The organism is Exiguobacterium sp. PFWT01 (assembly GCF_018255795.1).
Classification (GTDB): Bacteria; Bacillota; Bacilli; order Exiguobacteriales; family Exiguobacteriaceae; genus Exiguobacterium.
On record NZ_CP073755.1, the window covers coordinates 1,928,864 to 1,942,526 of the forward strand.

Annotated in this window: 13 protein-coding genes; 4 read left to right on the top strand and 9 right to left on the bottom strand. The window is 51.4% G+C overall.

Annotated features, from left to right (window positions below; all coding sequences use genetic code 11):
- The first annotated feature begins 198 nt into the window (after positions 1-198).
- Positions 199-1,059, top strand: a complete 861-nt coding sequence (gene zupT / locus KD909_RS09985; protein ID WP_047795488.1) for a zinc transporter ZupT — start codon at positions 199-201, stop codon at positions 1,057-1,059.
- Between the two features lie 35 nt (positions 1,060-1,094).
- Here zupT and KD909_RS09990 read toward each other — a convergent pair whose 3' ends face one another.
- A complete protein-coding gene (locus KD909_RS09990) occupies positions 1,095-2,867 on the bottom strand; it encodes a methyl-accepting chemotaxis protein (protein ID WP_211781461.1) in 1,773 nt (590 codons plus the stop codon).
- 99 nt (positions 2,868-2,966) lie between these two features.
- On the opposite strand from KD909_RS09990, the gene KD909_RS09995 reads away from it, so the two are divergent.
- Positions 2,967-4,199 (top strand): NAD(P)-binding domain-containing protein, encoded by a 1,233-nt coding sequence (locus KD909_RS09995; RefSeq protein WP_249199022.1) that lies wholly within the window; start codon positions 2,967-2,969, stop codon positions 4,197-4,199.
- A 25-nt stretch (positions 4,200-4,224) separates the two neighbouring features.
- Here the strand turns inward: KD909_RS09995 and yajC are convergent, their stop codons facing one another.
- From yajC to KD909_RS10035, 8 genes are all read right to left on the bottom strand, one after another.
- The gene (gene yajC / locus KD909_RS10000) at positions 4,225-4,503 is read right to left on the bottom strand and encodes a preprotein translocase subunit YajC (protein WP_211781462.1); all 279 of its coding nucleotides are present in this window, start codon (positions 4,501-4,503) and stop codon (positions 4,225-4,227) included.
- 84 nt (positions 4,504-4,587) lie between these two features.
- Positions 4,588-5,733 carry a tRNA guanosine(34) transglycosylase Tgt gene (gene tgt, locus KD909_RS10005; protein ID WP_015881169.1) on the bottom strand — a complete coding sequence of 382 codons (1,146 nt, stop codon included), beginning with the start codon at positions 5,731-5,733 and terminating at the stop codon, positions 4,588-4,590.
- Positions 5,730-6,773: a tRNA preQ1(34) S-adenosylmethionine ribosyltransferase-isomerase QueA gene (gene queA / locus KD909_RS10010; protein ID WP_211782890.1), complete on the bottom strand. Its 1,044-nt coding sequence runs from the start codon at positions 6,771-6,773 to the stop codon at positions 5,730-5,732. The genes tgt and queA overlap by 4 nt, the downstream gene beginning before the upstream one ends.
- Positions 6,774-6,791: 18 nt before the next feature.
- Positions 6,792-7,793, bottom strand: coding sequence for a Holliday junction branch migration DNA helicase RuvB (gene ruvB / locus KD909_RS10015; protein WP_211781463.1), 1,002 nt, complete (start codon positions 7,791-7,793; stop codon positions 6,792-6,794).
- A gap of 10 nt (positions 7,794-7,803) precedes the next feature.
- Positions 7,804-8,391, bottom strand: a complete 588-nt coding sequence (gene ruvA / locus KD909_RS10020; protein ID WP_211781464.1) for a Holliday junction branch migration protein RuvA — start codon at positions 8,389-8,391, stop codon at positions 7,804-7,806.
- A 228-nt stretch (positions 8,392-8,619) separates the two neighbouring features.
- Complete coding sequence (nadA, locus tag KD909_RS10025) at positions 8,620-9,699, bottom strand: quinolinate synthase NadA (RefSeq protein ID WP_211781465.1); 1,080 nt, start codon at positions 9,697-9,699, stop codon at positions 8,620-8,622.
- A complete protein-coding gene (gene nadC, locus KD909_RS10030; RefSeq protein ID WP_211781466.1) occupies positions 9,662-10,531 on the bottom strand; it encodes a carboxylating nicotinate-nucleotide diphosphorylase in 870 nt (289 codons plus the stop codon). The genes nadA and nadC overlap by 38 nt, the downstream gene beginning before the upstream one ends.
- Complete coding sequence (locus KD909_RS10035) at positions 10,485-11,918, bottom strand: L-aspartate oxidase (protein WP_211781467.1); 1,434 nt, start codon at positions 11,916-11,918, stop codon at positions 10,485-10,487. Before KD909_RS10035 ends, nadC begins: the two co-directional genes overlap by 47 nt.
- A 95-nt stretch (positions 11,919-12,013) precedes the next feature.
- Between KD909_RS10035 and KD909_RS10040 the strand changes: the two genes are divergently transcribed.
- A complete protein-coding gene (locus KD909_RS10040) occupies positions 12,014-13,144 on the top strand; it encodes a cysteine desulfurase family protein (protein WP_047795495.1) in 1,131 nt (376 codons plus the stop codon).
- A complete protein-coding gene (locus tag KD909_RS10045; RefSeq protein WP_015881161.1) occupies positions 13,122-13,661 on the top strand; it encodes a transcription repressor NadR in 540 nt (179 codons plus the stop codon). The genes KD909_RS10040 and KD909_RS10045 overlap by 23 nt, the downstream gene beginning before the upstream one ends.
- Positions 13,662-13,663: the final 2 nt, after the last annotated feature.

Here is a 13,663-nt window from a genome sequence, read left to right on the forward strand (position 1 = left end):
TTCTAAACCACTGTTCTTGATAAAAACTTCTCTCGTTAACATTACAAATTTTCTAAACATTTATCAATCATTTTCCTAAAATTGTAACGACCTTCACAGATTGTTTGACTGAATTTGCGTATAAGACTAAATGTTGCACAAGGGCAAAACTTCATGTATGATGTAGCTAACATCACAACATCAAAGGAGTCTTTCCACATGGACAGCACAATTATTTTCGCGTTTCTCCTCACCTTGTTCGCAGGGCTTGCGACAGGGATTGGGAGTATGATCGCATTCTTTGCGAAACGGACGAACACGGCATTCCTCTCCATCTCGCTTGGATTTTCCGGAGGCGTCATGATTTATGTATCGTTCATCGAGATTTTCCCGAAGGCGCTCGAGGAACTCGTCGGCGCCCACGGAGAGTATACGGGAACGATTTACACCGTCCTCGCATTCTTCGGTGGAATGTTCTTGATTGGCATGATCGATAAGTTCATTCCGAAAATGGAGAATCCACACGAAGTCAAGTTCGTTGAGTCGATGCAGAATGACCCGACAACACATGAACTCGCAACGACGACGACAAATGAAGCGGCTCCAATCAACCATCCAGAAGTACAAAATCGACTTAAAAAAATGGGGATTTTCATGGCACTCGCCATCGGGATTCACAACTTCCCTGAAGGACTTGCGACGTTCATCTCGGCACTAGATGACCCAGCCGTCGGCGTGGCCATCGCCATCGCCATCGCCCTACACAACATTCCGGAAGGGATTGCCGTCTCCGTCCCAATTTATTATGCGACGGGCTCACGGAAGAAGGCGTTCAAGCTTTCGATGTTGTCAGGGCTTGCCGAGCCAGCTGGAGCGGCCATCGGATTCTTGTTACTCATGCCGTTCTTGAGCGACACCGTCTTCGGACTCTTGTTCGCGGCGGTCGGTGGCATCATGGTCTTCATCTCGCTTGACGAGTTGCTCCCTGCCGCCCGTGAATACGGACATGCCCATCATTCCATGTACGGAATGGTTGCTGGCATGATCGTCATGGCGACGAGTCTAATCCTATTAATGTAACGAGCAATGCCCTGACGCGCGCGTCAGGGCATTTGTTAAGTCGTTTTAAACACATGAACGACATCTTTTAATTCAGACGACATGTGACTCATCGTTTCAGCGATACCGTTGATCTCTTGAATGGCTGCCAGCTGTTCCTCAACATTGGCGCCCGCTTCTTCGACGCTACGCTGTGTCGAAACGGCGTTCGTCGACATATCTTCAACAGAGACAGCAACTTCAGTCGTGTTGGCACTCACTTCCTCTGTCGCTGCCGCAATCTCACTCATTTGACGCGACGTCTCTTCAATGACCGACACGATCTCCCGGAACGCCTCAGCCACTTCTCCCATTTGTGATACCCCGTTCTCCACATGTACGCTCGATTCTTCGAACGCCGATTCGACTTGTTCCGTGTCACGTTGAATGTCACGGACGACGGTCTGGATTTGAATGGCGGATTGCTTCGATTCCTCAGCGAGCTTTCTCACTTCTGCCGCGACGACGGCAAACCCTTTTCCGTGTTCACCCGCACGTGCCGCTTCAATCGCCGCATTTAAAGCAAGTAAGTTCGTCTGTTCCGTGATGGCCGTGATGGAACGGGTAATCTTTTCAATCTCAAGCGACTGATTCGATAAACGGTTCACCATCTGTTGGGTGAGCTCGTTGGCACGTCGAATTTCTTGCATTCGTTTCTCTGCCAATTGAACGGTCTCGAGTCCACCGTTCGCCGCCTCGAGTGTATGTATCGTCTGCTCATTCACACCTTGCGATGCCGCAGCGATTTGATTCAATCCATCGACCGCTTGATTGACGCCAATCGTTCCTTCTTCCGCTCGCTTCGAGGATCCTTGCGCAGCCACGTTCATCTCTTCGAACAATCGCGAGACGCCTTGGGTCGTTGTCGCGACATGGTCTGTGCTTGCGTAAAGTTCTTCAGAATAAGCGGTCACCTTGTCCGACGCTTCTCCAACCCGACGAATCAAGCCGACCAGGTTATGCTTCATTTCATTGAATGCCGTTACGAGGTCTCCTAGTTCATCGTTAGAGGCGACCTCGATATCTTCTCCCGTCAAATCCCCTTCTGCCATGATGCGTGCCTGACGACCAAGTCGATTGATCGGTTTTAAGAAGAGGCGCTGTAAGGCAAGTAAAGACAGAATTCCAATCACGACACCGCCAATGCTGATGATGAGCATCCAGAGGATTGAACTCTCCGCTTCAGCCTGTACAGCTTTCGTCTCGGATGCGAGGAGTTCGTCCTTGTATTCAACAAGGTCGGTCACCGTCATCCGAACACGGTCCGTCGTCGGTGTCACACTTGTATTGAGCACCGTCTTATAGCCGATTTCGTCTTGTTGTTGACGAAGTTCGACGGCACGGTTCATCTCACGGTCTAGTAGCTCATTAAATTTCTCCAAATCGCCCAACCAAGACAAAATTTTCTCATCTGAAGAAGATGCCTTGAGCGAAGCCATCAATTCGTCTCGTTGTTCTTGAACACCCTGGAGACTGATGAGCGTCTTCGGATTGGCTACAAGCATATAGTAGTTCAAATAACGTTCGGCATCCGTCACCGCTAGTGATAGATTCTCCGCAAGCAGCATCTCCTGCATGCCTTCACTGAGGACCCGGTCATAAGCGGCAGTCGATTGTCTCAATTGATAAGATCCGAGCGTGCCGACAATGACGAGCGCAATGATCGTCGGAATGAGTGCAATGGACATCCGTCGTCTCAGGGACGAGCGTCCTTTCTGTTTCGTACCACTTCGTTTTATGGTCCAGCCTTTCCACTTCTTCATCGGGTTAATCAATCGTTTCACGTCCATGTTATTCGTTCTCCTTCATCTCGGATTTCTTCTCAACTTGACATTAATGCAAACGTTTTCACTAATCAAATCGATTTTTCGAAATGAGGTGGATAAATTTTGAATCCGATTCGTTTTGACAAAAAGAAGCCATCTTTGTATACTTTAAATCGTAATTATTACGTTTTGAAAGGATTCTTTATGATTGTGGAACATACAAAGTTATTAATCATTGGTGCTGGTGTCCACGGAATGACCCTCGCCATCTCATATATGGAACAAGGCGGATGCTTAGAGGATTTGATTATTGTCGATCGACTCACTGACCCGTTAGCGAACTGGAAACAACAAACGGCATCCATCTCCATGTCGCATCTGCGTTCGACCCGAGTGCATCACGTTTCTTCGAACCCTCATGCGCTGAAGCAGTTCGCTTCGCGCTATGCCTATCGTTCTAATCATTTCAAAGATACGTTCGGACGTCCTTCGCTCGAACTGTTCAACGACCATGCCGAGACGTCATGGAACGACTATCGTCTTCAAGAACGTTTCCTCGGAGATGAGCGTGTGCTGACTGTTCGAAAAGACGAGGCACGTTATCATGTCCGAACGGACCGTCGTCTCATCACGGCCGATGCGGTCATTGTCGCCATCGGGCAATCTGGACATGTCGTGTTGCCGGAGTGGACTGACGAACATTGTCGGCATGTCTTCATGAAAGACCCGTCGAACGAATCAGATGAAGTGATCATCGTCGGCGGTGGCATCACGGCACTTCATTATGTGGTGAAGCGTGCCAAACAAGGTCACCGTGTCACCCTTGTGACGAGACGTCCGCTCGAAGTGAGTCAATTTGACGCCGATCGACAGTTCATGGGACCAAAAGGACTTGATCGCTTCCATCGACTAAAGGACGATTGGACGACAAAGCGCTCGTTCCTCGTCCGGGAACGGAAGCCAGGTTCCGCCCCGAATGATCTCGTATTAAAGGTGAAACGATTAATTCAATCGAATGCCATCACACATCTAATCGGAGAAGTAGAACGAAAAGACGATTCGTTATTTGTGAATGGTGACAAGCTTTCCGGCGAAGAAATGGTCTGTTGTACCGGGATTCGACCTCATCCTGTGAATGAGACATTTCTTCAGCCCTTGATGGAACAATTCAACCTCCCCCTCACTCCATGCGGAACTCCGGTTTTAACTGAGCAGCTCGAGTGGGCACCTGGTCTCTATTTGACAGGCCCTTACGCCGATTTGATCATCGGTCCGTTCGCAAGAGCCGTCTATGGCGGACAAGAGGCCGCTCGAAGGATCCTCCCCCAACTTCTATCGACACAAAAAAGCGTCTGACCGTATCGGTCAGACGCTTACTTGCTTATTCCTCAAATGAGGCATTCGCTTTTTTCACGACTTCCGCAACTGCGCTTCGGTTGAAGCGGAGAAGCGATTGATCGCATTTCAAAACGACATGTGTGTCTTCGATTTGATGAACGACGCCGTGTAAACCACCGATTGTGACAACGTTGTCGCCACGCTCGAGGGCGTTTTGCATCGCTTGTACTTCTTTTTGGCGTTTCGTCTGTGGACGAATCAAAAGGAAGTAAAATACGACGAAAATCAAGATCATTGGTAATAACGCAACGATTGTTTCCATGAGTAACATTCACCCTTTCCTTCAATATCAGGTTCATTATACCGTGAAACTGAAGCATTGTCACACAATGTCCGACATGATTGCTTAGAAATTCTTTGCGTTCGGCTTGTTGTATCCGTATTCTTCAAAGAACTCTTCTTTGAAATCGAGCAAGCGGTCTTCACGAATCGCTTGACGAACCTGCTCCATCAACTTCACGAGGAAGTGAAGATTGTGTGTCGTACACAAGTGAAGACCAAACATCTCATCCGCTCGAATCAAGTGGTGAACGTACGCACGCGAGTAGTTCTTACACGTGTTGCAGTCACACTTCTCATCGATTGGCCCGAAGTCCGTCTTATATTTCGCTTGTTTGATGGTGACGCGACCTTTCGACGTCATGAGCGTTCCGTTACGTGCGATTCGTGTCGGAAGGACACAGTCGAACATGTCGATTCCACGAATCGACCCTTCGATCAACGCATCCGGTGAGCCGACGCCCATCAAATAGCGTGGTTTGTTCTCTGGCATGAGCGGCGTCGTGAATTCGAGGGCACGATACATGACGTCTTTCGGTTCACCGACCGAGAGACCACCGACCGCATATCCTGGGAAATCAAGTGAGACGAGGTCTTGGGCGCTTTGACGACGAAGGTCCTCATATTCTCCACCTTGGATGATGCCGAAGAGCGCCTGGTCTTCTGGACGTTCGTGTGCCTCGAGGCAACGTTCCGCCCAACGGCTCGTCCGCTCGACCGATTTTTTCATATATTCATGTGTCGCCGGATAAGGCGGGCACTCGTCGAATGCCATCATGATGTCAGAGCCGAGGGCGTTTTGAATCTCCATCGCTTTTTCTGGTGACAAGAACAACTTGTCACCGTTCAAATGGTTACGGAAATGTACGCCTTCCTCTTGAATGTTTCGGAGGTCGGCTAGTGAGAACACTTGGAATCCACCCGAGTCCGTGAGGATTGCCCCGTCCCAGTTCATGAATTTATGAAGACCACCCGCTTGTTTGATGACCTCGTGTCCTGGACGAACCCAAAGATGATACGTGTTCGACAAGATAATGTTCGCACCCATCGCCTTGACCTGTTCAGGTGCCATCGTCTTGACGCTCGCTTGCGTCCCGACCGGCATGAAGACCGGTGTCTCGAACGACCCGTGCGGCGTATGGACGATTCCGTGCCGCGCTCCGGTCTGTTTGCATGTGTGGATGTGTTCGTATGTGACTGCATGTTTTGTCATTTTGTTACTTCCTTCCTCGTGATGAGCATCGCGTCTCCAAAGCTGAAGAAGCGGTATCGTTCTGCGACCGCAGTCCGATAAGCGTGTAAGATGATGTCGCGCGTCGCGAACGCCGAGACGAGCATAACGAGCGTCGATTTAGGCAAGTGGAAGTTCGTGATCAATCCATCGATCGCCTTCAACTCGACACCCGGGTATATAAAGATATCCGTCCAGCCCGATGACTCGACGAAGTCCCCATGGTCTCGCATGATCGTCTCGAGTGTTCGCGTTGATGTCGTGCCGACCGCGAAGATGCGACCGCCATTCGCTCGAATCTCCCGAAGCGCAGATGCCGATTCAGCCGACAACTCGAAATATTCACTATGCATCGTATGTTCCTCGATCGAATCAGCCGTCACCGGACGGAACGTCCCGAGGCCGACGTGAAGCGTGAGCGGGATTAACCGAATCCCTTTCGCTTTCGCTGCTTCAAGCAGTTCCTCGGTGAAATGAAGACCGGCTGTCGGAGCGGCCGCACTGCCTCGTTCACGGGCATAGACCGTTTGATAGCGGTCTTGGTCATCGAGTTGTTCGCGAATATACGGTGGGAGCGGCATCGTTCCGAGCTCATCTAAAATCTCATAGAAGATGCCGTCGTAGTCAAACTTGAAACGACGTCCGCCTTCTGGGAGTTCCTCGACACATTCCGCACGGAGAAGACCGTCCCCGAACTCGACGATGGATCCGACGCGAACTTTTTTCGCCGGTTTGACGAGCGCTTCCCATACATCATCTTCCGTCTGTTTCAACAAGAGCAGTTCGACTTTCCCGCCTGTTTCTTGTTTCGCCCCAAAGAGACGTGCCGGTAAGACGCGCGAATCGTTGACGACAAGCGCATCCCCTTCGTTCAAGTAATCGAGCACGTCACGGAAATGACGATGTTCGATGTCCCCTGTCTCGCGGTCTAATACGAGCAAGCGTGAGCTCGTCCGATCGAGCAATGGGACTTGCGCGATCAACTCTTCTGGCAATTCGAAATCATAATCGTTTACGTTCAATTGAATGTCTTGCATACCTTACTCCTCTTCCTCTTCATAACCAAAATGCGACTTGGCAAACTGTGTGATCATCCGTCCTCGCGGCGTGCGCTGCAAGAATCCTTGTTGTAATAAATAGGGCTCATAGACATCCTCAATCGTCTGAGCATCCTCACCGATGGTCGCGGCAAGCGTCTCAAGCCCGACCGGTCCACCTCCGAACCGCTCCACCATGGCCCGAAGCAATCGATGGTCGACTTCATCGAGTCCGAGCGCATCGACGTGTAGCCGGTCGAGCGCATCGGATGCGAGCACGGGATCGATTTCTTTCGTACCAGCCACTTGTGCGAAATCACGGACACGTCGTAAGAGACGGTTCGCGATCCGTGGCGTCCCTCGTGAGCGTTTCGCAATCGCACCGCTCGCCTCAGGTGAGATGGGGAGGCGGAACAACTGGGCCGTCCGGCTGACGATGGCCGCTAACTCATGTGTTTCATAATATTCGAGCTTCAACGTGACGCCGAAACGGTCACGTAAAGGTGCCGACAACATCCCGGCCCGCGTCGTCGCCCCGACGAGCGTGAACGGTGGTAGGTCGATGCGGACGCTTCGTGCCATCTCGCCTTGCCCGTAGACGATGTCGAGACAGTAATCTTCCATCGCCGGATAAAGGATTTCTTCAATCGTCCGGCTCAAGCGGTGAATCTCGTCAATGAACAAGACGTCTCCCGGTTCGAGCGTCGAGAGGATTGCGGCCAAATCACCCGGTCGTTCAATCGCCGGGCCGGCGGTCGTCTTGATCCCGACACCCATCTCGTTGGCGATGATTTGGGCGAGCGTCGTCTTCCCGAGTCCTGGGGGACCGTATAAGAGCACGTGGTCGAGCGTCTCATTTCGAAGTTTGGCGGCCTGAATGAAGACGGACAAATTGCCTTTCGCCTTTTCTTGCCCGATATATTGCTCGAAGCGCTGCGGACGTAAGCTCCACTCTTCAGAGTCTTCATATTGCTGATGAGATTGTGACAACAATCGTTCGTCCATAGCTTCCTCCTTATTTCAGTAACAGCTGTAGCGCGCGTTTTATGTACGCGTCGGTCGTCAAGATTTCTCCGCTTAAAGCACTGCGGACTTTTGCGATTTCCCGTTCGGAGTAGCCGAGCGCGACGAGCGCCTCACACGCCTCATCGAGTTCAGATGCACCTTGGGCGAACAACCCTTCGTTCGGCACGTAATCCGGTGCGAGCACGGATAACTTCCCTTTCAAGTCGAGCGCCATCTGTTTGGCCGTCTTCTTGCCGACTCCCGGGAACTTCGTCAAATATTTCTCGTTCTCGGTTTCGATCGCATCGATCAACGCGTCGATATCGCCGGACGCGACGATGGCAAGCGCACCTTTTGGTCCGATCCCGCTCACGCTGAGGAGTTTATTGAACAGCTCACGCTCGCGACGTGAACGGAAACCGTATAACGTCTGTTGGTCTTCTCGCACGTAATGATGCGTAAACACGATTACATGTTCGTCTTGTTCACGATAAAAAAACGGGTTAGGCACATGTACTTTGTAGCCGACGCCCGAGACATCTAACGTTATATATTCCGCACACACATAGGCGACGGGTCCTTTTACGAATTCAATCACGGTGTACTCTCCTTTTCGGTCGGAAAAACTGCATTTATTGTACCATAATGGGCGACACGAAAAAAGGACAGGCGTTTACCTGTCCTCAGCTTGTTGACAAATAACATGTTCGAACTCGTCCTTCCGGTGCCCTGCTTGCTCCTAGGAAAGCGAGCCGTGCCCGGATTGGGCATAAGACCTATACTTTGTCTACAGTCTCATGACAGGCGTTTACCTGTCCTGAAGCGATTACCGTGCAAGCATTCGTTCAAGTGCACGTTTCGAGAACTCTGTCGTCTCATGATCGACGCGAATGATGTTCACAGGGTCCGTCTCGAGCGACTCGAGCGCCCACAGTAGATGTGGCAAGTCGATTCGATTCATCGTGAGGCACGGACACATGAACGGGTTCAATGAAACGATATCGAGGTGTGGGTACGTCGCCGCTAGACGGTTGACGAGGTTCATCTCCGTTCCGACCGCCCATTTCGTCCCCGGTGCGCTCCCGTCAATCTTGTCGATGATATACGATGTCGATCCCGCCTCGTCTGCAGCCTGGACTACATCAAATGTACATTCCGGATGGACGATGATGCGACGATCCGGCTCACGCTCACGGAACGCCTGAATTTGCGATACCGTGAACTTCTCATGGACAGAACAGTGTCCCTTCCATAAGATGACTTTCACTTGATCGTCATCGCCTTCTGAGACCAATTCTTCACGGAGCGGATCCCAAACAGCCATCGCCTCGAGTGGGATGCCGAGATCATACGCCGTGTTCCGCCCGAGATGTTGATCGGGAAGGAACAAGATGCGTTCACCTGTCTCAAGCGCCCACCGAACGATTTCATGGGCGTTCGACGATGTAACGGTCGCCCCGCCGTGACGCCCAACGAACGCTTTGATGGCCGCTGTTGAATTGACGTATGTAATCGGGATGATGTCCTCTCCAAATCGTTCCGTCAGTTCTTCCCAAGCAATCTCCGTCTGATCGATATCAGCCATGTCTGCCATCGAACAGCCGGCACGCATATCAGGTAAGACGACAATCTGGTCGTCCCGCGTCAACATGTCCGCCGTCTCTGCCATGAAGTGGACACCACAAAAGACGATGAATTCGGCTTCGCTCATCTGTTCTGCGAGCCGTGCGAGCTGGAGCGAATCTCCTGTCGCGTCCGCGAATTGAACGACCTCGTCTTTTTGATAATGATGGGCCGGTAAAAAGAGACGCGTCCCGAGTCGGTCTTTGACCGCCTGAATCCGAGTCTCCATCTCCTCCACCGACAGGTTAGCGTACGTCGGTGGGAGTGTTCCGAGTAGTTGCATCTTTCATTCCTCCTTGTAAATTCAAACTGCAATCGAACGCGCGTACCGAATGAGTCAATTGCCCGAGCGAGATGACATCGATGCGAATGCCTCGATAATCGTCAATCGTGTCGAGCGTGATGCCACCAGACACTTCAATTTTGATGTGCGTCGGTATATGACGGACCCATTCTCTCAATTCATCTGGCGTCCGATTATCAAGCATCACGATGTCCGGATCGGCTTGAACCGCCTCCATCAGTTGTTCGAACGACTCGACCTCAACTTCAATCGGGGTCGTATGGCCGACACGTTCTCGTGCGACTTGAATTGCGTTCGTCACGCCACCAAGTGCGACGATATGATTGTCTTTGATCATGACGGCGTCATCGAGTCTTAGACGGTGATTGTATCCCCCGCCCACACGTACGGCGTACTTTTCAATCATCCGCAGTCCCGGGGTCGTCTTACGTGTATCGGTCACGTGAATCGAGTCATCGTGTAACGCGTCCACGCACTGTCGTGTCATCGTCGCAATCCCACTCGTATGTTGGATGACATTCAACAGTACGCGCTCAGTCTCTAAAATCGCGCGCGTCTTCCCTCTCAAGACGATGAGCTCGTCTCCAGGGGTCACCACTCTCCCGTCTTCTTGGCAAGAGACCAATTCAAGCCGCTGCATGGTTGCCAGCTCTTCTACGATCGGTTTCCCACAGAAAATGCCTTGTTCTTTGGCGACAATCGTTGCGACCGACTCGTCCTGTCCATCAATCAGCGCACTCGATAGGTCCCCATACCCGATATCTTCAATCAAGAACTGACGTAGCTGTTCGCGTAGGTATATCGTATTCATCATTCCGCTCCATTTCGAGGATGCTTTGCGCGAGAAGACGCGCCGCATCGAGTTGTAAAGTTTGTTCACTTAATTGTCTTGTCACGTGTTTCGTCATGGTCAACGTTTGGGTATTTTGTAAGAAACCTTTCAATTCATCAAGACTTGGTGAAATCGTCAACCATCTTCCAATTTGAGCACGTAACGCTTGAAATGCCACAGGTGAGATGTCGTACACCAACGTCTCCTTCGTCGCCGTGGTCGTCTGATTCAATCGCACCGCCCGCGCGACTCGTTTTCCAAACACCCAACATTCCAAAAGTGAGTTCGAGGCCAAACGATTCATCCCATGGATGCCCGCATCCGCCACTTCACCGACGGCATATAATCCGTCAACGTCTGTCCGTCCCATGTCGTCCACTTCGATTCCACCCATATGAAAATGGAGGCCAGGACGTACCGGAATGCGGCGAGGATCGATTTGGAGCCTGTCACATGTCAACGCAAGTTTTGGAAACCGTTCACGAAGCCGTGTCACGTTTGTCGTATCGAGATACACCGTTCCCATTCGTTCCGTCAGTACCCGCGCCACGTCATCACGAGGCGCGAGACTTCCGAGCGGATGATGCGCCATCACATGGTTTCCTTCGTCATCAACGAGCGTCGCTCCGGCTCCCCTGAGTGCCTCGGTCACGAGATGAGGCTCGTCGGTCGCTAGTAAGGTGGGATGAAATTGGATCCGCTGTAAATGTGTCAGCTTGGCCCCACATCGATTTGCCAGAACGAGACCGTCACCGGTCACGGTACGCGCGTTTGAAGTCCAATCAATCAGCCCACCGATGCCACCTGTCGCCAATACGACAGCGCCGGCTTCAATTCGAATGGGCACTTCATCCCGAAACGCCATCGCACCGACGACTTTCCCGTCTTTCGTGATGAGATCGTGCACGAGCATCCGTTCCAATACATTCACGTTATCGGGCATCGACTGACGCAATTGCCTCATGACATGACGTCCAGTCTCGTCGCCACCGACATGAAAGATTCGATTCAATCGATGCGCGCCTTCACGTCCGAGGGCATAGCCGCCCTCTTCACGGTCGAACCGGACACCGAATCGTTCTATTTCTTCAATCGCTTGACGACCTTCTTCTACGAGAATGTCGACTCGCTCAGCGCACGATGTGTTTTTAGAGGCGAGCAACGTGTCTTCTTTATGGGCCGTACTCGATTTCTCAAGATACGCGCTCGCAATCCCGCCTTGTGCCAAATCGGAGTTGCTCTCTGTCATCTCACCTTTCGAGACGAGAAGAACAGAGAATGATGTTGGTAGATGCAAAGCCGTCGCGACGGCGGCAAGTCCCGTTCCGATAATCAAAATGTCAGTTTTCTCTATGTGTAAAGACACTTGTACATCACCTGTTTTTCATATGTAATGTTGACTTGTAAACTAGTTTCGCATAATTTTGTGTAGAAGACAACATGAGAAAAGGGGAGTCCATGATGAACCGCTACTTCGACTACGCCGCTACACACCCGATGACGCATGCAGCATTAGACCATTACGTGGCGATGGCCAAAAACGTTTATGGGAACCCATCATCACTCCATACCCAAGGTTATATGGCAGAAGATTATTTGACAGAGGCAAGACGCTTGATCAAACAGGCGCTCGGGCTTGATATGTTACGAGGAAAATTATTATTCACTGGAAGTGGATCGGAGAGCAATTACATCGCCCTGACAAGCTTGCGTAAACGGATGAAGGGCAAAGAGGTGATCACGTCTTGGCATGAGCATGATTCCGTCGCCCTCTTACTTGAAGAATGGGAACGGGAAGGGATAATTGTTCATCGGTTGAAACTGAAGGATGGGAAGTTTGATTTAGATGCGTTCACCCACCTACTCGATCGTGACATCGGGCTCGTCACGCTCCAGCACGTCAATTCCGACACGGGTTGGGTGTTACCGCTCCACCACATCCAATGCCTCTTGAAATATAAGAAAATCCTCTTCCATGTGGACGGGGTCCAGGCACTCGGGAAAATCCCGATTTCTGTCGAAGGCATCGATGCCTATTCGTTCAGTGCCCACAAGGTAGGTGGACCGAAAGGAGTCGGCGCCCTCTACATGGAACGTCTGATTCCTCCCCCTTACTATCCGGGGCATCATCAATACGGGATTCGTCCCGGAACGATTGACGTTCCTGGAATCAGTGCCTTTGCAAAAGCACTCGGAGAACGTCAGGAACAATTGACACGTTTTCAGAGAAATTTCATGGCGTTTCGTGCTATCTTGAAAGAGAAGACGTCAGCGCATGTCCATTGGCTCGAGTTTGATGAACAAAGTCCCGCCATTTTCTCCTTCGTCTCCCATCAACGCGACGGACAATGGTGGATGACCGAGCTCGACGATCTCGGATTCCAAGTATCGGCTGGGTCGGCATGTCGAGCAGGTCAAAATGGACCAAATCGCATGCTCGAGGCACTCGGATATGAGACGAGCGCCTGTCATGGACTCGTCCGCATTTCCTTCGGCGCGCATACGACCGCCGAAGACACATCGGCCCTCGCCGATGCCATCGTCATTTTAGCAAGGAGAGTCGAACATCATGAACAAACGTTTAGCCGGTGAAGAACGCCGTCGCACACTATTACAATTGATTGAATCGAGCAATGAGCCAATCACAGGATCTGAACTGGCAAGACATGTATCCGTCAGTCGCCAGGTCATCGTCCAAGACCTATCGTTACTAAAAGCGAAAGGTCATCAAATCGTTGCGACCGCTCGTGGGTACGTCTACTTGCACGGAGACCTCACCCCATCCACCTATTCGAAAAAGGTAGCTTGTCGTCATACGGCAGAAGAGATGGAGGCGGAGATGAACGCCATCGTCGATGAAGGGGTCACCATCAAAGACGTCATCATCGACCATCCTGTATACGGGTCCATCACGGGACAACTCATGGTGAAGAGTCGCCGCGACGTCCGTGCCTTCCTCGAACGTGTGAAGACGCATGGGGCTTCCCCACTCTCCCAGTTGACGGGTGGTTTCCATATCCATACGCTCGAATCAGACCATAAAGAGGCAATCGATGCTGCGGTGAAAGAATTGGACCGCCTCGGGATTCTCGTCTCCGAATTAGATTGAAG

Coding starts and splice junctions, on each gene's coding strand:
- ruvB (WP_211781463.1), bottom strand. CDS start 7,793: ATGGACGAACGATTGTTGTCACAATCTCATCAGCAATATGAAGACTCT.
- yajC (WP_211781462.1), bottom strand. CDS start 4,503: ATGGAAACAATCGTTGCGTTATTACCAATGATCTTGATTTTCGTCGTA.
- nadA (WP_211781465.1), bottom strand. CDS start 9,699: ATGCAACTACTCGGAACACTCCCACCGACGTACGCTAACCTGTCGGTG.
- KD909_RS09990 (WP_211781461.1), bottom strand. CDS start 2,867: ATGGACGTGAAACGATTGATTAACCCGATGAAGAAGTGGAAAGGCTGG.
- tgt (WP_015881169.1), bottom strand. CDS start 5,733: ATGACAAAACATGCAGTCACATACGAACACATCCACACATGCAAACAG.
- nadC (WP_211781466.1), bottom strand. CDS start 10,531: ATGAATACGATATACCTACGCGAACAGCTACGTCAGTTCTTGATTGAA.
- zupT (WP_047795488.1), top strand. CDS start 199: ATGGACAGCACAATTATTTTCGCGTTTCTCCTCACCTTGTTCGCAGGG.
- KD909_RS10040 (WP_047795495.1), top strand. CDS start 12,014: ATGAACCGCTACTTCGACTACGCCGCTACACACCCGATGACGCATGCA.
- KD909_RS10045 (WP_015881161.1), top strand. CDS start 13,122: ATGAACAAACGTTTAGCCGGTGAAGAACGCCGTCGCACACTATTACAA.